This window comes from Paenibacillus sp. G2S3, from assembly GCF_030123105.1.
Classification (GTDB): Bacteria; Bacillota; Bacilli; order Paenibacillales; family Paenibacillaceae; genus Paenibacillus_AQ.
On the sequence record NZ_CP126095.1, the window covers coordinates 4,270,955 to 4,291,729 of the forward strand.

Genomic DNA, 20,775 nt, shown 5'->3' on the forward strand with positions numbered 1-20,775 from the left:
GACAAGTTGAAATGGAAATTGACACTCCGTTTTTTAAGATCGGTTATGACTATTGTTGTGATCGTTGGTATTGTAAATGCGATTTTATTTCTTTTTCTTTTCTTTTTACAGCTAAAAAACAATAATTTTGGCACTGAAGAAGCGTCTGCAGAAACCTTTAGCCGGACCTTTTCACAATATGTAGAACTACAATCCGGCAGACCTGTTGTCAACGAGGATGGCCTCAAAAAACTACAAGAAATGAGCGCCTGGGTACAATTCTTGAATGACCAAGGGGAGCAAGTAGCAGCCTTTTATACCCCTGAAGAATTGCAAACAAAGTATTCTCCTATTGAAATAATACAAATGTATAAATATAAAGAATTAGATGCAAGCACGACTGTTTTTGTCAGCACAGCACAAAATTTCAGCTACTTTTTAGGGATTCAAAATCCGAAAATAGGCCGCTATGTAATGACCTATGACTACGCTAAAATTTTTAAAGATGTTAATGTTTTTCTCTCCATTTTTATAGTCGTAGATGTGCTTATTGTAATCATCATCGGATTTTTATTTGGGAAAAAATTAACCGCGCCACTTCATACATTAATAGAGGGTATTCAACAGCTTAGGGAGCGACGTTTTAAGAAAATGCCTACTCCCAAAGGTGTTTATGAAGAAGTTTTCCGTAATATGAATGAACTATCTGAAAAGCTCGATCGACATGAAGAGGAACGTAAGCATCTTGACCAAATGCGTGAGGAATGGATTAGCAATGTTTCACATGACATGAAAACACCACTTGCTTCTATTCAAGGTTATGCAGAATTTATAAACGACAGTGCCACAGATTTAACAGCCCAAGAATTACAGGAATACACAGCAATTATCAAGAGTAAATCGATGTATATGAAAGATTTGTTAGATGACCTCAATTTAACAATGCGTTTGCGTAATCACCAGCTATCCCTGCAATTTGAAGAAGTAAATATCGTTCAGTTTCTACGAGAAATGACGATTGAACTTTTAAATGACCCGACCTTTGGTGAACGGCAGATAGAGTTTGAGGCAAATGAGCTTAAAGCAGTACATAAAGTAGATAAAAAATTACTAAAACGAGCGATCCTTAACTTTATCTACAACGCGCTGGTGCATAACGATGAAAATGTCGTGGTGAAGATTCGAGTGGAAACCATTAATCCGCATACTCAAATTACAATTTCTGATAATGGCCAGGGTATTCCGGCTAAAGATCTGGAACAGGTTTTCGAACGCTACTATCGGGGTACAAACACAACGAGCAAGCATGGAACTGGGTTAGGAATGGCCATCGCCAGAGATATTATTTGGGCTCATGAGGGGAAACTCGATTTGACGAGCGTTGAAAATACCGGTACCACCATTACTATACTTTTATAATACTAATGCCTTACTTACTCATTAGGCATAGAAAAGGGCTGTTCTCCACTTACTTTATTGGAGACAGCCCTTCTTCAATCTATTAGTTTTTTAGTGCCTTTAGCGGAATATCCTCTAATTTCACTTCATCGTATGAGGAGACTTGATCACCCTTTTTTACATACATTTTCAAGTAGGCGCCTTTACGAAGATTTTTTTGTGCATTAAATTCCAGTGGAATTGTAGTACCTTTGGCATTTGTAGCCTCTAGTGTATAAGAATAAGAGGTCATGACCGAACCATCGCTCAGTTTATATTCATGGGGTTCCCCATCCTCTGTGATTTGTAAGTAGTAATTTTCGGCATTGAAGCGATTGAAATCAATCTTGACTATAGCAAAGACCCCTACAACTCCAATAACAAACAAAATACCCATAGTAATTAGAATTTTTTTCATCTCAATCATCCTTCTGTTCTATTATTTAGTGTGATAATACGATTGTAAGAAGCTACGGTTAAGAAATAATACAACCCGTAAATTACGGTATAAGCAATCATCCAGAGCAACACAGGTTTTGCTAAATCTATCATCAGTAGACTAGAGAATGCTTTTAAAGCAACTACACTATGCAATAACCCTACTACAAGCGGTACAACAAAGATAACGAATACCTGTGACGCAATTGATTTTCGCATTTCTTTTGCACTGACACCCATTTTATGCAGCATATTGTACTGTGATTTATCCTCTTCTGCCTCTGTTAAAACCTTAAAATAAATGATACTGCCTGTAGCAGCCAGAAATACTAGACCAAGGAAACTTCCGATAAACAGTAGAGAACCCACACCTTCCAAACTTGTTTGGTAATCTTGTGGACCACTTGAAAATAGCGCTTCTTCAGGTAATTGGTTTGCAATTTTTTTAGATAAATCCACAGAAGCATCAGCTACCCCAAGAACACGATAGTGAAGCACTTCCCCATCATTTTGCAACACTTTATACTGGTCATCTGAAACTACCACGCTTATACCTGCTGTACCTACATTCAAAACGGTTTGCGTTTTAAAGCTTTGGAATGTGAGAGGATGGCCGTTGCCTGTTGTTATAGTTTTTCCTGTATATATTGGTGAGAACCTTTTGTCATATCCGATATCTAAAATAACCGCGTAGCCGTCCTTTACATCTAATTTTTCTTTATGTTGTAGACTTGCTAATTGGTTGTATGTTTTTTCATCGATAACTGTATATCCTCTTTTATCAGAGCTATCGAATGCTGATGACGAGTTTAATTCTTTCGTATGAAACGTAATGGAGAGCGCTTCGATGTTTTCATCGTATTTTGTAGCTGACAGTACAGCACTTACTTGTTTATCCATTTCTGCATCTGTTGATTGATACATAAAGGTATTCGGATTAATCGTTTTCGCCGAGTCATTCGTATTGTAATAAAGGCCATAGACCGCTCCACCGGCAGTTACTGTCGTAGCACTCAACACGGCAATCACAGTTAATGTACGTGCGTTCCCACGAATACGATAGAGCAGCTGCGAAATAGTAATAACATGAAGGCCTTTCCAAAGCCACCTTTCATTTTTCTTAATCATTGCTAACACAAAGCCAGTCACACTGTGGAACAATAAAAATGTACCCAAAATAACCGTTGTTAAAATAATTAATACAGTCAAGGGGAATCCAATTTTTTCCCATACCTTAGAAGTGAAAAGGTCCTGCATTGCAAGCCAATAGCCCAAGACAATGAGTAACACTCCAAGAACAGCTACTATCATAGATGGTTTAGGCGCCACTTCTCCCTTTTTGGAAGCATGAAATAAATCAATCAGCTTAAATTGATAGATCAAGCGATAGCCTTGAAACGATGTTACTAAGAATATAACTAGAAATACGATAGCTGTGTTCATCGCTGCCGCCGCTGAAAATGTAAAGGGTGCTACAACGTCATAACCCATTAAATGAATTAAAATCGTCATAAATCCTTTTGAACATAGGAACCCAAGTACAATCCCTACTATTAAAGAGAATAATCCTAACAATAAATTTTCGAAAAAGAGCATAAAGCCTATTTGACGATTACGTACCCCTAGCAACGCATACAATGCGACTTCTTTTTTACGTTTTTTCATAAAAAATGAATTGGAATAAGCAATAAATATGAACACGAAAAAGATGAGAATAACTGCCGCCCCACTCATTAGTGAACCAAGTTTTTGGGATGAAGCCGTCTGTTCTGCTATCGTATCGCTATATTTTAAGGTCACAAATGTAAAGTAAATGACGATACTAAACACCATCGATGCAATGTATAAAAAATATTGCGAAAAGTTTCGGGCTATATTTTTTCTTGCTAGACTAAATAACGTCATCTACCTCACCCCCAATGGCCGCATGAACATCTAAGATCTCTTGGAAGAAGGCTTTGCGTGTCTGATCACGACGAAATATTTCTGTTGAAAATGAACCATCCTTGATGAAAATGATCCGGCGGCAGAAGCTTGCGGCAAAGGCATCATGAGTCACCATCATAATGGTCGAGTTGTTATTTTCATTTAAAGTACTTAAGCTTTCCAATAAATCTGTTGCTGATTTAGAGTCAAGCGCACCTGTTGGTTCATCAGCCAAAATCAGTGCAGGCTCTGTCACGAGCGCTCTAGCCGCAGCGGTTCTTTGCTTTTGACCACCAGAGATTTGGTAAGGATATTTTGCCAGTAAATCTTCAATCCCAAATACTTTAGAAATCTGAGTCACGAGGTGATTGATTTTCTTCGCTGGAATTTTAGCAATCGCCAGAGGAAGCAATATGTTCTCCTTTACAGTCAAGGAATCGAGTAAATTGTAATCTTGGAAGATGAAGCCGAGATGTTCACGTCTGAAGTCTGACAAGGCTGCCTCCTTCATATCATGAATACTCTTGTTCTTCATATAAATCTTTCCTTCAGTTGGAGAATCAATGGTTGCTAACAAATTTAGCAAGGTTGATTTTCCAGCCCCCGAAGGTCCCATAATCCCTACAAACTCACCTTCATGAATGTCAAAAGACACGTTTTCTAAGGCTGTGTAAGCAGCACTTGACTTCCCGTACACTTTTTTTATGTTTTCTACTTTTAATAATGGTTCCATTCATTTCACCTCATAATTTGCTGATACTTATACTATAGGCGGTGAACCTTACAGCAAATTCATGCCAACCTTACAATAAGCTTAAATACACAAAAAGGGGTACCCAGTAGCCATTTAAGACTACGAGTACCCCTTTACGATTGAAAAGAAATCATTTTTTTCTGGTTGTATATAAATCAGAAGCTTCATCAAAGTAAAAGCGGCGTTTTTGTTTGCCAAACACGACTAATATAACATGAATGAACAACACGATCGTTAAAATGATAGAGGTCAATGCAGCACCTAACATTAAGAATATAGATGCCTTATAAAATGGAGAATCCATTGATAGTTCCACGTTATTCAAAGTATTTGCAATGACTGTTATGAAGTACATCGCGTAAATGGCACCAAAGCGTTTAAATAATCGCTTGTTCGTTTCCACTCGACTTATTTTACTGTCATAGCGATAACGCATTATTCTCGTACCGATTGTCGATCCATTCCAAATCCATGGAATAATAAACAAGGTTACAGAAAGTGTAATTGTGCTCGCAATAAATTCACTCACCATATTAACGTTGGTCATACTCAACACAACTTTAACTACTATGTTGCTGATAAATAGATCAATCATAACAGCCAGCAGCACAGACATCCCTCTTACCTCATCAAGAGCTAATAAACTTTCTGCTTTCTCATTAATATTCTTTTTTGATGGGAATAACGCCAACACGGCTGGAGCAATAAAGAAGCCCAGTACCCCGCCAGTAGTATTCAACAATAAATCATCCACATCAAAAATACGATAAGGGCAATTATAAATCCCGTAAATACCTGTTACCTGTGTTATCTCATAAAATAATGTTAATAAGAACGTGATTGCTAGCGCTTTTTTCCAGTGTTTCTTGTCTTGAAAAAAGTATCGCAAATAAACACCAAAAGGTAATAATAGCAAGAAATTAAAAAAAGCTTGATAGAATGAGGGTTGGCTAAATAACAGTCTATAAGTTGCAGGCTGTGATAAAACGATACCACTATTCCCTAAAGTGCTCACTATAAATTGAAATGGCATAAGTGAATAATGTTGTGTGCCCGGTTTTTGTAGTGAGCAAGTATCGCGTATCTCTGGCAACGGCAACAAGACTAAAAATAACGCTGCTAGAAAGTAAAAAATAAACGAAAATGAAATTAACGTGGTGGAAAACGGCAGATAGTTATACTTTCTATATGTATAAATGAGCCATGGGATAAATAAGGCAAATGCTAAAACAATAAAAAAGATCGCTGCCACAAAGATTGGTTGAGTATATGCTGACATTTCTAATTCACACCCCAAATTTATTTAGTACTCATATTAACCATAAAACTGATTCTAATTCAACTGGAGCTGGAACATTTTCTTATATTTAAGGATCCTGTAATGTTGGCATCAATTTAATGTAAGGTTCACAACTTATACTGACTCCTAGATAAATCAAATTATTTTTAAAGGAGAACTATTAATGAATCCCTCCATCTCACAAAAAGAAAGAATCATTTCACTCGACATCATTCGCGGACTTGCTCTTTTTGGCATTCTGCTTATAAATGTTGGAGCCTTTAAAGTTATTATGGAAGGAGATCCCTTACCAGACTATAGTGGCATTAACGGCATCATCAGTACTTTAATAACCATCTTCGTGCAAAAAAAGTTCTTTTCTATTTTTTCATTTCTATTTGGAGTAGGTCTATACATTTTTGCCTCAAGAGCCGAAAGTCGGGGAGATAAACCTAGATGGCGTATGGCTAGACGTTTACTGATCCTCTTGCTGCTGGGAATCATTCATGTGTTTATCTTTTGGGGAACCATTCTCCCCGTATACGCCATTATCGGATTGTTACTGATCCCTTTTTATCACACAACGATTTCTACACTTAAAAAGTGGCTTATGGGTATGACATCCATTTACATCATTTCCTTGGTGGTAAAAATATTTTTACCTTCTCTAGGGGCAATCTCATCTATCCTTGATATTTTTTCTAATGACGCTATGCAAATCTTTATTATGTTTTTAGCTGGTTTTTTAACTGCAAAGTCAGGTTGGCTGACACATATACAAGAATTATCAAAATCAATTAGAAGGATTCAAATGGCATCATTTCTTATGTTTGTTGGTTTCTCATTATGGATTTGGAACGCTTCTCAAAGCGGGAGCAGCAATGTAGATTCAGTTACGGGCTTAGGATCACTTCCAACCACTTTGTTTTACTTAACAACATTATTTCTACTATTAGAAAATAAACGCATTGTGAAATTCCTGACACCCATATCTCGGGTGGGTCAAATGGCATTTACAAATTATGTAGCTCAAAGCATTATAGGGACGGCAATCATTTCAATGATAGGTCTCGAAGTCATTTCACCAAAAGATATTCTCTACATCGCAGTTCTGATTTATATGATTCAAATCATTTTTAGCACCATCTGGTTCAAGTTCTTTTCCATGGGGCCTTTAGAAAAGCTTTGGCGCTTGATGACCTATGGAACAAAGCCTGCAACAAAACGATAAAAGCTCCGCTTTCCTCTACACAATTCAAGTCGAAATTTTTTCCCAACCCAAAAACCCCTTTTTTATAAGGGGTTTTTGGGTTTAAGCGCTTTAACTTTTAGTCGAAGAATCATACCATGAACTTAAATAATCAGAGAATCAAGTCCAATGCATCCTGTGAAACCCACACTTTATCTTTAATCATTACTGTCAGTACATTGAGTTTCGCTGTTACGCCATTCAGAATGGCGATGTTTTTATCTATAGGCAGCTTGAGAACTTGGTCTGCTTTTTTTACTACAACCACCGGATTTGTCTTATCGGTCTTGTCTAGGGTGATCGTAGCTCCTTTGGCCTTGAATTTATCACTGGATACGTACAATGTATCCTGAAGTTGAGCCAGATTAAGTCCGGTCACTTCTTGAATATACTTATTCACATCCGTATTCTGGATTACACCGCTGTTTACGAAATCGGTCGGATTATAATTAGCCGGATGGTAGGCAAACAATCCAACTTCTTCCGAGGTGTGATCATCCGTAGAGAAGGTTACGCCTATCTTATTCCCCAAGATTTTACCGATGACCGGCGAAAGGTTATCTTTCATTCCTAATCTGACTTGATCCGCTTCTTCTTTGGTTAAATCACTAAGTCCATAATTATCCGCAAGGACCTTTTTGAAATTGTGCTCATTAATACTGCCTTCAATGTAATAACTGGTATGCTTCGCTTTCTTTATCACGGAGACTAGGTCTTTGGTGGAATTATAATTCGTCATATTGAGCCCGCCAGTAGCATGATCCGAAACGGACAAAACTGCTGTATTTTTGTCTTTTTCTGCAAAGTCAACAGCGGCTTTGAAAGCTTTATCAAACGCTAATGTCTCACTCATAATTCCCACAGGATCGTTATCATGACCATACCAGTCAATCTGACTTGCTTCGACCATCAGAATAAAACCTTTCTCGTTCTGTGACAACTTCTCTACAGCAACTTTGGTCATTTCAGCAAGGCTCGGTTGCTTTTGCGGGTTTAGATCAAAATCAGCATCCAGTGCTTCGGAGTTGAACAGACCCCAGATTTTATTCGTTTTAGAATTCATTAAACCTGCTTTATCCGTTACATATTCATACCCATTTGATTTCAGGATTTTGGTTAAATCTTCTCCGTCCTTACGGTTAATGTCTTCTTTACCGGGTACCAAATACCCGGACCCACCCCCGAGAAGAACATCTACGCCACTGTAGACCATCTGTTCTGCAATAGACTGCGCATTGTCACGCGTGTATGCATGACTTAAAAATGTAGCCGGCGTAGCATCCGTTAATTCACAAGTAAATACCGTTCCTGTACTTTTCCCTGCCATTCTCGCTGCATCCATAATCGTAAGCAGAGGTTTGTTCACGTCCTCTGGCTTAACTGCGTCCACGAACGGCATCGTGATTCGGTCGGGCAGTATGGATACCGTCTCACTCTTAACCTTATGGCCAGTGGCATAAGCCGTAGCTCCCGCAGCGGAATCTGTGGTAAGTGAATCCGTAGAATAGGTTCTGACCAGCCCGCTGAAATACTTATCCATTGCAAGCGCCTGTCCTCCTTGATACCATCTGGCCAAGTTCACATCGGATAAGCTCATCCCATCCGTAATAAACAGGATTACGTTCTTGACCGATTTGTTGGTAGGAGCATCAGAGTTATTGGCGCCACTGGCGTAGGTCGTTCCGTTGCCTGCTGCAAGCAGACTGCAAACCATAACTGTACTGCAAATTCCCCCGATAACCTTTTTGCGCATTTGAATCCTCCTCTAGCAGATTTTGTTAAGTACGTTTCTAGTTTAAAGGAGGATTGTTTACGGGAGCAGCACCTATTCTCTTATTTTATATTAAATTCTGTACATATTTTGTCTTGACCTCTGCTACAGATATTTATAAAAAAAGGGCGCCCTAGGGCACCCTTAAACCGTGTCGAACCATGGATATGTAAGCAGTTTTTTTCTCATTTACTCCTAATTTTGGTAGACAAATACCATTTATTTGCATATAATCACTATGGTGTTATAACAATTGTTATCATTCAATGAATTTAGCCCTACGCACCTTTTTCTCTTACCTTTCATGTCGATATATGAGCTCTTTGTGAGTTTATATAAATACGTTCAACAAAGAAAGGAGTTGTAATTGAGACAAGACGTTCGGGTCTGAATGTAACATTCGTTCGTAGTGCATATTTCAAAAAAGGAGGAATAAAATGTCATTTATTCGCATTTCTCATTCACCTTCGGCAAAGTTTCTAGCTTATGGGAGTATCATGTTGATTTTTTCATTGGTTGTAATGTTATTCCCGGAAAGGTCCTTTTCTCACGGCTATGTTGAAGGACCTGCTAGCCGGGCAGCACTCTGTAAATCCGGACAAAATACAGATTGTGGCCCGATTGTTTATGAGCCCCAAAGTCTAGAGGCCCCTAAGGGGTTCCCTGCTGCAGGGCCAGCAGACGGGAAGATTGCAAGTGCTAACGGAGCTTTTCCTAAGCTTGATGAACAATCGGCAACACGCTGGTCTAAAGTCAACATATCTGCTGGACAAAATACATTCACTTGGAAACTGACGGCCGCTCATTCGACGTCAAGCTGGAAATACTATATTACAAAGCCCAACTGGAATCCTAACTCGGCTCTTACTCGGGATTCATTCGACCTTACTCCTTTCTGTTCGGTGAACTATGGAGGTGTTCAGCCACCCTTCTCTTACTCAGACACTTGTAACGTTCCAGAACGTAGTGGATATCACGTCATCTTGGCTGTGTGGGAAGTCGCAGATACTCCGAACGCCTTCTATAATGTCATTGATGTCAACTTTAGCGGCAGCAACCCTGTAGATACCCAAGCGCCTTCCGCGCCAGCAGCTTTGACGTCAACTGCAAAAACATCCAGCAGCGTTTCCTTAGCCTGGACCGCATCCACGGACAATACCGGTGTGACAGAGTACCAAGTATTTAACGGATCTACTTTGGTCGCTGCCGTATCCGGCACAACATTAAATTACACCGTTTCGGGATTAACCGCGAATACTGCCTATACCTTTAGTGTCAAGGCAAGAGACGCTGCTGGCAATGTCTCAAATGGAAGCAATTCTGTCAGTGTTACTACCAATGCACCCGTCGGTAATGACACGCAAGCACCGACAGCCCCCGGCGGCTTACATGTTATGGGGACCCCAACATCATCCAGCATTCAGTTAATGTGGACTCCGTCAACGGATAATGTTGGTGTTACAGGCTACCGTATTTATAGAGGAACGACATTAATCACAACTGTACCTGGCTCCACAACGGATTATACAGTAACAGGTCTTAGTGCAGGCACAACATATACGTTCAGTGTATATGCCTTCGACGCCGCAGACAATCAATCCGTGGCCAGCACCATCAATGGAACAACCGCAACAGCGTCTACAACCCCAGCTTGGGCACCTAATACCTCTTACACAGTCGGTGCGTTGGTAACCTATAATGGTTCTGTGTATGAATGTCGTCAAGCACATACATCACTAACCAGTTGGGAGCCTGCCAATTCCCCGGCGCTATGGTTGTTGAAGTAATGATGTAATAAAAACATCAAATCCCTAAATCGGGTAAAACCACGAGATACAATGAATCTGTACTTCGTGGTTTTTTTTTCTTTTTATTACAATTGAGGATTCATTGCATTCCTACCTCTGCTGGAAGCGAATTATTTCTTGTCCCCACTGCTTTAATCACGAAATTGTAGGCTTTAGCAGAATCTATGCCGTTTAATGTATAGCTGTAACTCGTCTGACCGCTTACCGTCGGCACATACACGCTCCAATTTGTGCTGACTTTATCATTTTTCTCATAAATCCGGTAACCCCGCACCGGGTCAGGGCTATTTGTTGGTGCTTTCCACGAAAGAACTGCACGGTTCCCTGACTGTCTTACTGCGCTTGGATTTTCGACAATGCCGGGTTTGACGTCAGTCCGCTTAATACTGTAAGCATCATAGACGGCAAGGGGTTTATCTTTAACTGCTGTGTAGGATGTAAATTTCAGCACATCGTTTGTAATGGAAACATCCACGAACATTTTCTTGTTGGGCTGATCGTTTTTTGCTGCAAAAAAAGTGTCTGCGTCTGGATTAATAGCATAGAATTTCGAAGCGGCCGAGTTGCCCATTAGATACACAGTCCCTTTGGGATTCAGCACATTTCCTTGCTCATCGGTAATGACATTCTTAATCGGAACGTTGTTCAGCATTTGAAAAGACCTCATATACATATGGTCATGTCCCTCAAACACCATATCCACACCCAGCTCATCAAATACAGGAATCAGATATTTCCGGTAAAATTCTACCCGGTCGCTTTCTGCCGAAGCATTATCCCCTGAGGAATAAGCTCCCTTATGCATAGAGACGAATTTCCACTTCTTATCGGTCTTTGCCACCTGATTCCGCATCCATTCCAATTGCTTCGTGAACTGAATATCTGCTTTGTACGGCTTGACCTCCCCTTCGTACTGGGAATTGATTTGCATAAACAGAGCATCGCCGTATTCGAAAGCATATACAGACCCGTCATGAGCACCCGTCCCGACATCTTTTGGAAGATTAAAATGGTTATAGAAGTTATTATTCGGATAATCCTCTATCTCATGGTTGCCGATAATCGGTGCAAATGGCACATTGGCAAATTCTTTTTTCGGCACACCCAAGAACCACTGCCACAGCTGCTCCAGATCACCATCATCCGTTAGATCCCCTGTAAGAAGAACAAACTTGGGATCTACCGTTTTCTCAATAGCTCTCTTAAAAGTATCCTGCCACAGATCGAAATTCGATTTACTTGAGCCTTGGGTGTCGGTCACGTAGAGGAAATGGAAATCCTGATTATCCGCCTTGTCCGTGGTAAAAGAACCCGCATCGCTCCAGCCGTCCGCATCACCGTTACCGGCCCGGTATATATACTTAGTTCCAGGATTGAGACCGCTTGTAATAACCTTGTGACTAGCGAACTTTTTATACTTTTTGGAACTTCTGTCTCCTGATGTCATTAAGGTTTCAATAACTGTTGAGCTGCCCTCATAAGAGGTTGCCAGTTGTTCCGGGAACTCGCTTCCTCCCGCATTGGAGGACTCCACCACTTGCACTACTGTACCTCTGACAGTTTCGGCTGTATACCAGTCAAAGGCGATACTTGTCTTTGGGTCCCCATTAAAAGTCATGTTCAGCAGTGTTGGTGTTTTGTTGCCGGTATCCGGTGACTTCGTCTTAAAGCTCCAGGTAATATCGTTCTCCGGTGTCCGGCCATCCGTAGTCCCCTTAACAAGCTCTTTTGGGATGGTCACCTTATAAGTTTTGCCGGCAGTAAAATTAGGGTGGCTGACTTTAACCGAGTCTTGACCGAGGAGCGAAGCAGAAATGTTGTTAAGAGGAGCATTGTTTTCTGTGATTCCAACTTGATAACTACTGTCGAGACTGATGGCTTTATTAAACTTCACAGAGATCTCTGCATTAAGGGAAACATCTGCAGCCCCTGAAGCGGGAGTTTTGCTTACCTCAAGTGTGGGAGTGTCCCCAGGTTCGCCACTGCTACGTGTTCCTTTAATTACTACATCTTTGATTCTACTTGAGCCTGAGCTGGACACTGTTCCCCCGCTTACGCTTTTCGTAGAATTAACTACCCAGCGGATATAGAGTACATCTTGATTGTTAGTTCCCGCAGGCAAAACGAGGTTCGTTAATTTGCAGGAATTATTGGAGCAATTAAAATTGTTCTGGGCTAGAACAAGGCTGCCGCCCGCAACATCTGTCCATTCCTGCTGATCTATACTATATTGCACCTTAAAATCCCTAGGTCCTGTACTTGAAGAAGTTTGTTGTGAAGAGAGAAAGATACCTTCGAAGCCTTGGGTAGAAAGCGTGGCAAGCCAGTATTTAGTACCCGTTCCTTCATGCCAGCCCTGATTGCGTACGCTGTTCTCACTGGGCTCATAGGTGTATGCATCCGTGTTTGTTCCTACATCACGAATGGATGAAGCCGTTTGATATACCCCGCCTGTAGCCGGAAATACTCCGTTCTCGCCTTTGTCTTTAAAAATCCACTGGGCAATCGTTTCCTGAGCTGCAGCTGCTTCGCTTGCAAGATCTTCCTCATTTCCCTCTCTTCCTGCTGAGACAAAACCGGTCAACTCCATAGCAAGCAGCAAACCTATAACCATTAGACTGATTACCTTGGGAAATCTTTTTTTGAGATAAGATTGGTGGTTATCCATTCGACCCATCTCCCTCTACATTAATCTCACTTATCATCGAACCGCCGTCTCCAAGAAGAACGGCGGTTCTACTACCCTTACATTCCTGTTATTGGAGTTCCCAGTCGGTGACTTGAAGGACTGCCGAATCTGCACCCTTCAGGTTTGTCTCTCCCATGTTGAGCAAATTGCTCCACTGCTTCACACGGTTCTTGCCGTTAGGCGGAGAGTTGTACTCATTAGTATCCACAATCTTGGTCCGTTCTTTATAGAATTTGGTCATGAAAGTCTTCTCATCTGTGCTGCTTCCTGATTTACCCAAAAGCCCTTGAAGAGTCTCGGAGCCGCCGGTAGCTCCATGGTTCAGCGCTGCGTCCACGAAGGAACCAATAGTTAATGCCGAGTTAAAGCCGCGATTGCGGGCCTGCTCCACACTGTATTTAATATAGATATTGTAGAACGTTTTCCACATAGCCTCTCTCCACTCGGGATCATTTTGCAAATTGCCGATTTTTCTGCAGAAGCTTTCTTCGCTTTCATTGATTTCGAGGATCTTCCCTTTCATCGAACCCTTGACACCGATCCGAGCCAATGCGCCTTTAACCGAAGGATTACTCGCGCCTTTGGCAGCATCATATGCCTTGAACAGCTCCGGACCGTCGGGACCGGTATCATTTGATCCGCCTGTAGTCGCCCCGAATATTCCAATCGTATACCCGCGGTCATCACCAATATCTTCACAATATCCGTAAAAATTGATCCAGTTCAGATCGTCCTGCTCCGGTTTGTTGACAAGCATCATAATATTATTCCACTGCTCACCATCCAGACCTGTGTTGTCGCGCAAGAATTGAAGTGTTGCCGGTGAGAAATTAGAATCAGGGTTCCCTGCCGCATAACTTTTCTGTTGAGATGCATTGGACAGATAGCCATAAGAAAAAATCATTGAAAAACTGAGCAGTATCAACAATGAAAATTTCATTTTCTTGGAAACCTTACTATTCGTTGAATTAAACACCGCAATCTCTCCCTTAATTGAATAGTTTAAGCGCTTTAACTTTTAGTAGCAGTGTACCTTATCCCTAACCAATCAGAGCATGACAACCCTCCTTTTACCAACACTTGGTAATTCAATTCAAGCTTATCTCAAAAAGCTTTTCCAAACAGCACGTATTTTCTTGTAATTATTAAATTTTATACATATGTTGCTACAAACCATAGATTGAGTCTACAATCCACTTAGGAGGTGCAGAATGAAACCGGTATTTTATGAGTCTACTCTTTTTGACATCAGCCGCAAGAAACAGGTATACACCAGCATGCCTTCAAGACACTATCATGATGCATATGAGATTCTGTATTTAATATCCGGGGATTTTTATTATTTTATAGGGGACAGAACCTACCAGGTTGCGGGCGGAACGTTGCTATTTACGGATATTCACGAAATGCACAAACTGGTTAATTCCGGCTGCAATATGTATGAACGGGTTACACTGCTGTTTAAAAAAGAATTCCTGCAGCATTTCTGCACCGGCGGTCAATGTGAGGAACTACTCGAATTGTTCAAAAGTGATTACCGCGCTTTGAAGATGACCGGGAAGGATCAGTATTTCATCGAACAGCTTTTTCAGAAGATGATCCAGGAGGGGAAGAAGCAAGCCCGCGGATATGAACAGTACCAACAACTATTATTGGTGGAGTTGCTCCTCTATCTTAATCGTAAATTATTTGACAGCCGTGTAGCTCCATTGGTGGAATCCAATCGTACACACAAGAAAGTCCTGGACATCGTTAATTATGTAAATCAACATTATATGGAACCGCTTAAGCTCTGTGAGATTTCACGGAAATTCGACATAAGCTCTTCCTACTTATGCCGAACTTTTAAAGAATCCACCGGGTTCAGGTTCATTGAATATATCAATAACATCCGTATTAAAGAAGCGCGTGATTTGCTGGTTGGCTCTTCTTTTAATGTTACTGAAATTGCAGGCATGGTTGGGTTTGATAACACCTCCCATTTTGGACGAACCTTCAAATTAATGATGGGCATCTCGCCGCTCTGCTTCCGCAAACAATTTAAGTCTTAACAGCAAAATCACTGGAATACGTCACGACATTTCGTCAAGCCGAACAAATTGCAGGTTTCTTGCCTGCAGTTGGTTTAGCACTTCTTCTAAAGCTTGCAGCATAAAATAAGGAGCATGCCGGTCCGCGCCCACAGTCTCACCACTGTCGTGAAGTAAGACAACGGTGCCATCGGTGATTCCACCTAACAGAGTGGCCTGCATCCGGGTTTGACAAACCCGGGTGTTCCAGTCGTCTGCCTTCAGCGACCATAGAACAATTCGATACTGCTTGTATCGAAAGAAATCAAATAGATTGATTAATCCCCAGGGTGGACGGTAATGAGTGGGTCTGGTTCCAACGATAGACTCTATAATATCAGCGGAGCGGTCCAGATGTTCTCGCCTAATAGTACTGGGCAGCATCAGCCAGTTAGAGGTATGACAATAATTATGGATGCCAATCTGATGGCCTTCCCGATCCATTCTTCTGATCAGGTCTGGATACTGCTCCGCTCGCGATCCAAGCACGAAAAAAGTAGCCTTCACTTGATGTAACTTCAATAAATCCAGCAATTCCGGCGTATATTTCGGATGTGGCCCATCATCAAAAGTGAAAGCCACCTGTTTTTTTACCGTTCCTTTGCGAAAAACACCAAAGCCGCTCACTCGCGTTATCAAACTCGGAATAAACATGTAAAGAGTGGCGGTACATAGTATTGCTCCTATCAGATATGTAAGAATGATTACACCTCCATATAACAAGCTTAAGACCTATCCAGAGTAGTTCTGTCCGGGTGAGAACCGATTTTTCAGTGAGGCCCGTGAATGAATCAGTAGCATCGGGACCAGTTGTTCGGTTCGCCGACTGATTCTTTGTCTCCCTTCCGGATGCATGGCAGACAGCAGCAATCGAAGATAGATGGTGGTGATGCGTTCAAAAACGCCGGACTTTATATTTTGTTGTTCAAAACCAAGACCGTGTGTTAATCCCCGGTGGAGCAGTGTAATCCCCAATAAAGCCTTGACCTGTCTGAACTCGGACTGCGATTCGAAGGCTTCATTAATTTGCTGCATGGATTTGCGCAGCATGCGAGCCGTTTGCAGTGCGGCACGATCTGATCCTTCAGACCGGATCAACTTCAAAATTCTTTCGTTGTCGAGGTGGAGTTCTCCCACCCACTCACCCTGATTGATGACCGTGGCGTCTTGGCATACAATAGGCTGTCCCCGGTGCTTTTTTAGCATCACGGTACATATACCAAAGCGCGACTTATGCGATCCGCGAAAATGTGAAAGCAACGCAAAAGCTTTTTCCCACATCATCCAGACGGACTGCACCGTTGTTTTACGTATTTTGAAACCCAACTCATCCACCATCCTTAAAACGGTTATAGTCTCTCATTTCATACATTGTACATAACGGAACTTTCTTTTTTCTTATCCGATTCTTACAAAAAGCTTAAGAACTGTTCGACTGCAACAAGGAACATAATGAACCACATCAAATCTTTCTTAACGTCTACTTCTATTTGACGCTATTCACCGGAATTTCTCTGCGCGTATATCAAATTTTTATACAATTATTTTCATTTGGATCTACATTTTGGGTATCTAGTTAAAAAAATCTCTTGCTGACCTCATTGGTAAAATAGCAAAAAGCGGCTTTCCCCTTTGCAGAAATCTCTGCTTAAGAGGAAAGCCGCTTCGTTATGTTGTCAATTTTCTAAATTTTGTCTCACGTGTTCAAGGATGCTTGCTTAGGTCAGCTTTTCCAGCCAGATATCCTTAAAATCGATCCACCCGAGTGTATTCAAATGAACGCCGCGGATTGTAGGATGCAGGTATGTCCGAAACTCTTTATGATGGAGAAAAATGACCGAAGCTTCGTCGCTCAAATGCTCCTCAATCCCCTTCAAGTACTGGCGTCTGCCAGCTTCGGTATCGGCTCTTAAGGCATCGTCAATTCTTCCGTTGATCCAACCCAGAAGCTCGTCGTCCAAATACGCCTGGAAAGGACTGTCCCCGTGCTCATAAACTTCAATTTCACACACCTCGTCTTCAGCGAGGGTGAATCCTACGATCATCAAATCTTCGTCGTAAAGCGGACTGCCACAGCCAGGTCTATCTTCCCACGTAACAATCTTTAGATCTACCTTAATATTCCACTGCTCAAGTCTGTCCACAATCCATCGGGCATCTTCCTCAAACTTCTCGTGGGCAGTGAAGCGGATCACTGAACCGTCATAGTTCGATTCACGCAGAACAGTTTTTACACGATCTAGGCGGAACGGCTCAACAGAACGGGATTGGCTCGCTTCCGGGCGGAAACCGAAAGCAGAAAGTACGCGATCCCCCCCCAGTTCTGAGACCAGGTCGCCAGTATTCAGAATCATGCGCACCGCCCGGCGGAACGCCTCCGACTGCTGTGGACCCGGCCGTCGAAGGTTCCAAGTTAGCATCGTGCAGCCATTGCTTAATTGCTTTAGCGTCTGCCAGTTTTCGTTGTTCTTTCCCAGCGGATGATTCTCGACGAACTCGTGATGCAGCACCTCAGGCATATTTATTGCTGACTGAAGACATTCCTCCGGCATGGTAATCATATCCACACCATCCAAGTAGGGTCTTCCTTCATGATAGGCAGCGTGGGCAGCCAACTCGATGCAGTGCGATGATTGCGAGACGATCCGAAAAGGGCCGGTGCCGATCGGCTGCCGCCAAAAGTCCGTCTCTTCCATACCACCCAAGTTGGCAGGCAAGATGGATGCTGCGCTGGAGCACATGTACCTGTCGAAGATTCGGTTCGGCTGCTTCAAATGCAATCTTATTACACGTGGGCTTAGCGCTTCAATCCGTTCTACACCTCGCAGCAGCCAGCGGTTATTGGTGTCTCCGCGCAAACGCTCCAGCGTAAATGCTACGTCTCTTGAGGTCAGTTCGTGCCCGTCATGGAAGTGCACCCCTTTACGTAGATAGAAGGTCCACTCACTCGCTTCTGCATTGGACGTCCAATGATGAGCGATACTCGGTACAATTTTGCCCGCAGCTTCATCAAACCGGAGGAGGCGATCGTAAATTTGCCGCAACAGATGCGCGTCGGCGCAAAAGCTTACTTCAGCAGGATCAAAGGTCGTGATCGGACTGTAAATGGGGAAGCGCAGTGTGTCACTCGCAGAGATGCCATCACGAGCTTCCTCTTTTCGGTAGCCGAATTGACCGTTTAGCCATTCAAGGAATTTGGGCTTGGCAAGCGTGCCCTCACCGAACAATTGCAGCCATTCAAAAGCTTGCTTATAATCCCCTTTTTCTACCCAGTTCTGGATCAAGTTTAGCAGGAAGCTTTCCTTGTCCGCCTTGAAAGCAATCCGCGAGCGGTTCCCACGTCCGCGCCCCGGCAGCCACTCAATCAGACCTTCTTCCTCCAGCCTGCGCAGGATAAGTTTCGCATTCCGAGTTGTGCAGTATAACGCTTCCGACAGCTCCTCCAAGGTAGCTACTACGGGCAGTCCCTTACTCCCCCCTCCGCCGAAGCGATCATATAGCGTAAAATACCGTTCAGTCATGATCACCTTTTTTCTACCTCCTTTCGGTTATTCTCTTTAAAAGAGGAAATCACGTGTGGATATTATACGCTTTTTATCCCCTTTTGAACAGCGCATAATAAGTCTTACAGAAATAAGGAAGCGGGGGAGAACACATGTTGGAACATCCATATATGTTCGAAAAACTGAGTGAATATCGAGAGGCAGAAATGAGTTGGCGGCTTTTGAGGCGAATTCAGGATTGCATATGGAAAATTAAAAGAAGTGACACAAAAAGCTCGGCTAGTCATTCGTAAACTGGTATTCACCTTCTATAACCATCATGACAAATTCCTCAGGATATACGAAAAAAGACGACATGAACGTCGTCTTTTGGAATGTTTTCATCTGGGCTACAGGAAGCGCATGAGCTATAAACTCATTTCGTCTATATACTATCCAACTCCACCACATCTCCGCTAGTGGCCTTCACAGCATAATTACAATCTAGCTTCCCGCACAGCACATACTTCTTCTGCCCAGGATCATTCACATAGACAGGTTTTAATTCGAGCCATTTCTTGAGCTTTTCATACGCTTCGTCATGACTTACAGCAATTTCCCCTTCGATCTGAAACTCATCAAACGTATCGAGCATTGGCTTGTTATCCATATAATTTATAACCTTGTAATTCTGCACATCGATGAACAGGAGGATCTTACGCTGGAATATACGATTACTTGGCGCTTTCATCCTCAGTGTTGCTTGAATATGTCCTCTTTCCCGATGCAACGTCTTCAGTATCCATTGTCCGGATTCATCCGGATAGAGCTGGCTTAAACCAGCTTCGACTGCCGTTATACATTTAGCTTGTTCTGCGTCTGTGATAGGAAATGAGTCTGGATGCGGTTCACGAGCTATTGCCTGCTCAATGGTAACAACTTCTTGCAGACGAATCTCCGTCCTTTCGAACGCCTCTGTGTTCGCTTGTTCCCAAGCCATCACTTGTTCAATATTCAGTCGTCCTCTCGTACCTGATATAACCTCAAATGGGATTGTGGTGGTTCCATCATTTGTAATGTAGATTTCCTCTATCCCATAGATCGGCAAGAGTTGCTTCATCTCGTACACCGGATATTCTATAAGCTGTAGTTGTTCCCTCGCCAGTGGCTCTATCTCTTGAAGAGTGAGTGAATAATCCCTTTTTTGCTCAAGAGAGCTGGAAAGAAATTGGCCATATACACTGTAAAAAGTGAGCCTACCTTCCGGATCGAATCGAAGCTCCGACTGCCAGCCAGGGGAGACAGGTATGCCGTCTAAACATTCAGCAAAATAATATTCTCCTATCCGTTCCTTCACTATTTGGAATTGTTCACCATAAACAATCCCTACTTCGGTCTCTATCCACTGGATAACGCCGTTTAATTCAATGTTCTGGAACGGTGTCCCATTCGCATAAGATTTCCCACCAACAAAAATTACACTTTTATAATTACGAGATTGCAGGTCAATCGTAATGACGGCAGTTCCTTCCGGATTGTAATCTTCCTTCCATTCCTTAATATGTGCAGGAAACCATTCCATACTAAGAAAATAGTTGGTCTCTCCCAGCATCGTAACGTCACGATAAATTTCATGAGAGTGTAAGTAGTAGTTGTCCAATCCATAGGTTTGTTGTGTAGCATTAACTAGTTCTTTAATTCGGATATCCATATTAATACACCTCGTAAAATTGATGCTTACATCATACCATTACATAGCGTTGATTATGAAGCGCAGCGGATCATGAAATCCTTTGTTACCTATTCATTAGTAAATCTGCTACATATTCTACAAGCTCATGCAATGGAATTTGCTACTGTTCAGAAAATGATCAGTAGCTTGGGGTTAAATAAT

At 42.1% G+C, this 20,775-nt stretch carries 15 protein-coding genes; 4 read left to right on the forward strand and 11 right to left on the reverse strand.

Annotated features, from left to right (window positions below; translation table 11 throughout):
- Positions 1–6 precede the first annotated feature (6 nt).
- Positions 7–1,398, forward strand: coding sequence for a sensor histidine kinase (locus QNH28_RS18755; protein WP_283908017.1), 1,392 nt, complete (start codon positions 7–9; stop codon positions 1,396–1,398).
- 82 nt (positions 1,399–1,480) lie between these two features.
- Here the strand turns inward: QNH28_RS18755 and QNH28_RS18760 are convergent, their stop codons facing one another.
- From QNH28_RS18760 to QNH28_RS18775, 4 genes are all read right to left on the reverse strand, one after another.
- Complete coding sequence (locus QNH28_RS18760) at positions 1,481–1,834, reverse strand: YxeA family protein (protein ID WP_283908018.1); 354 nt, start codon at positions 1,832–1,834, stop codon at positions 1,481–1,483.
- A 5-nt stretch (positions 1,835–1,839) separates the two neighbouring features.
- Entirely contained in the window at positions 1,840–3,759 is a 1,920-nt protein-coding gene (locus QNH28_RS18765; RefSeq protein ID WP_283908019.1) for an ABC transporter permease, read from the reverse strand.
- Positions 3,746–4,513 (reverse strand): ABC transporter ATP-binding protein, encoded by a 768-nt coding sequence (locus QNH28_RS18770; protein WP_283908020.1) that lies wholly within the window; start codon positions 4,511–4,513, stop codon positions 3,746–3,748. The genes QNH28_RS18765 and QNH28_RS18770 overlap by 14 nt, the downstream gene beginning before the upstream one ends.
- A 151-nt stretch (positions 4,514–4,664) precedes the next feature.
- Positions 4,665–5,813 carry a VanZ family protein gene (locus tag QNH28_RS18775; protein WP_283908021.1) on the reverse strand — a complete coding sequence of 383 codons (1,149 nt, stop codon included), beginning with the start codon at positions 5,811–5,813 and terminating at the stop codon, positions 4,665–4,667.
- Between the two features lie 184 nt (positions 5,814–5,997).
- Between QNH28_RS18775 and QNH28_RS18780 the strand changes: the two genes are divergently transcribed.
- Complete coding sequence (locus QNH28_RS18780) at positions 5,998–7,044, forward strand: DUF418 domain-containing protein (RefSeq protein ID WP_283908022.1); 1,047 nt, start codon at positions 5,998–6,000, stop codon at positions 7,042–7,044.
- A gap of 130 nt (positions 7,045–7,174) precedes the next feature.
- On the opposite strand, the gene QNH28_RS18785 is transcribed toward QNH28_RS18780, so the two are convergent.
- Positions 7,175–8,815, reverse strand: a complete 1,641-nt coding sequence (locus tag QNH28_RS18785) for an alkaline phosphatase (RefSeq protein ID WP_283908023.1) — start codon at positions 8,813–8,815, stop codon at positions 7,175–7,177.
- A 515-nt stretch (positions 8,816–9,330) separates the two neighbouring features.
- Between QNH28_RS18785 and QNH28_RS18790 the strand changes: the two genes are divergently transcribed.
- On the forward strand, positions 9,331–10,620 hold the full coding sequence (locus tag QNH28_RS18790; protein ID WP_481858399.1) for a lytic polysaccharide monooxygenase: 1,290 nt from the start codon (positions 9,331–9,333) through the stop codon (positions 10,618–10,620).
- A gap of 100 nt (positions 10,621–10,720) precedes the next feature.
- Here QNH28_RS18790 and QNH28_RS18795 read toward each other — a convergent pair whose 3' ends face one another.
- Positions 10,721–13,309 carry a metallophosphoesterase gene (locus tag QNH28_RS18795; protein WP_283908025.1) on the reverse strand — a complete coding sequence of 863 codons (2,589 nt, stop codon included), beginning with the start codon at positions 13,307–13,309 and terminating at the stop codon, positions 10,721–10,723.
- An 88-nt stretch (positions 13,310–13,397) separates the two neighbouring features.
- Positions 13,398–14,234 carry a chitosanase gene (locus tag QNH28_RS18800; RefSeq protein ID WP_283908026.1) on the reverse strand — a complete coding sequence of 279 codons (837 nt, stop codon included), beginning with the start codon at positions 14,232–14,234 and terminating at the stop codon, positions 13,398–13,400.
- Between the two features lie 307 nt (positions 14,235–14,541).
- Here QNH28_RS18800 and QNH28_RS18805 point away from each other — a divergent pair, with 307 nt between their 5' ends.
- Entirely contained in the window at positions 14,542–15,381 is an 840-nt protein-coding gene (locus tag QNH28_RS18805) for an AraC family transcriptional regulator (RefSeq protein WP_283908027.1), read from the forward strand.
- A gap of 21 nt (positions 15,382–15,402) precedes the next feature.
- Here QNH28_RS18805 and QNH28_RS18810 read toward each other — a convergent pair whose 3' ends face one another.
- The 4 genes from QNH28_RS18810 to QNH28_RS18825 all read right to left on the reverse strand — a co-directional run bounded on the left by QNH28_RS18810 (position 15,403) and on the right by QNH28_RS18825 (position 20,592).
- Positions 15,403–16,053 (reverse strand): polysaccharide deacetylase family protein, encoded by a 651-nt coding sequence (locus tag QNH28_RS18810; protein WP_481858325.1) that lies wholly within the window; start codon positions 16,051–16,053, stop codon positions 15,403–15,405.
- A 78-nt stretch (positions 16,054–16,131) separates the two neighbouring features.
- A complete protein-coding gene (locus QNH28_RS18815; protein WP_283908028.1) occupies positions 16,132–16,737 on the reverse strand; it encodes a YkoP family protein in 606 nt (201 codons plus the stop codon).
- A 380-nt stretch (positions 16,738–17,117) separates the two neighbouring features.
- On the reverse strand, positions 17,118–18,920 hold the full coding sequence (locus QNH28_RS18820) for an SgrR family transcriptional regulator (protein ID WP_283912204.1): 1,803 nt from the start codon (positions 18,918–18,920) through the stop codon (positions 17,118–17,120).
- Between the two features lie 406 nt (positions 18,921–19,326).
- Entirely contained in the window at positions 19,327–20,592 is a 1,266-nt protein-coding gene (locus QNH28_RS18825; RefSeq protein ID WP_283908029.1) for a hypothetical protein, read from the reverse strand.
- Between the last annotated feature and the right edge of the window lie 183 nt (positions 20,593–20,775).

Excerpts from the sequence above, each read along its gene's own strand:
- QNH28_RS18795 (WP_283908025.1), bottom strand. The coding sequence starts at position 13,309 with ATGGATAACCACCAATCTTATCTCAAAAAAAGATTTCCCAAGGTAATC.
- QNH28_RS18780 (WP_283908022.1), top strand. The coding sequence starts at position 5,998 with ATGAATCCCTCCATCTCACAAAAAGAAAGAATCATTTCACTCGACATC.
- QNH28_RS18815 (WP_283908028.1), bottom strand. The coding sequence starts at position 16,737 with ATGGTGGATGAGTTGGGTTTCAAAATACGTAAAACAACGGTGCAGTCC.
- QNH28_RS18790 (WP_481858399.1), top strand. The coding sequence starts at position 9,331 with ATGTTGATTTTTTCATTGGTTGTAATGTTATTCCCGGAAAGGTCCTTT.
- QNH28_RS18820 (WP_283912204.1), bottom strand. The coding sequence starts at position 18,920 with ATGACTGAACGGTATTTTACGCTATATGATCGCTTCGGCGGAGGGGGG.
- QNH28_RS18805 (WP_283908027.1), top strand. The coding sequence starts at position 14,542 with ATGAAACCGGTATTTTATGAGTCTACTCTTTTTGACATCAGCCGCAAG.
- QNH28_RS18800 (WP_283908026.1), bottom strand. The coding sequence starts at position 14,234 with ATGATTTTTTCTTATGGCTATCTGTCCAATGCATCTCAACAGAAAAGT.
- QNH28_RS18760 (WP_283908018.1), bottom strand. The coding sequence starts at position 1,834 with ATGAAAAAAATTCTAATTACTATGGGTATTTTGTTTGTTATTGGAGTT.
- QNH28_RS18770 (WP_283908020.1), bottom strand. The coding sequence starts at position 4,513 with ATGGAACCATTATTAAAAGTAGAAAACATAAAAAAAGTGTACGGGAAG.
- QNH28_RS18810 (WP_481858325.1), bottom strand. The coding sequence starts at position 16,053 with ATGTTTATTCCGAGTTTGATAACGCGAGTGAGCGGCTTTGGTGTTTTT.
- QNH28_RS18765 (WP_283908019.1), bottom strand. The coding sequence starts at position 3,759 with ATGACGTTATTTAGTCTAGCAAGAAAAAATATAGCCCGAAACTTTTCG.
- QNH28_RS18825 (WP_283908029.1), bottom strand. The coding sequence starts at position 20,592 with ATGGATATCCGAATTAAAGAACTAGTTAATGCTACACAACAAACCTAT.
- QNH28_RS18785 (WP_283908023.1), bottom strand. The coding sequence starts at position 8,815 with ATGCGCAAAAAGGTTATCGGGGGAATTTGCAGTACAGTTATGGTTTGC.
- QNH28_RS18775 (WP_283908021.1), bottom strand. The coding sequence starts at position 5,813 with ATGTCAGCATATACTCAACCAATCTTTGTGGCAGCGATCTTTTTTATT.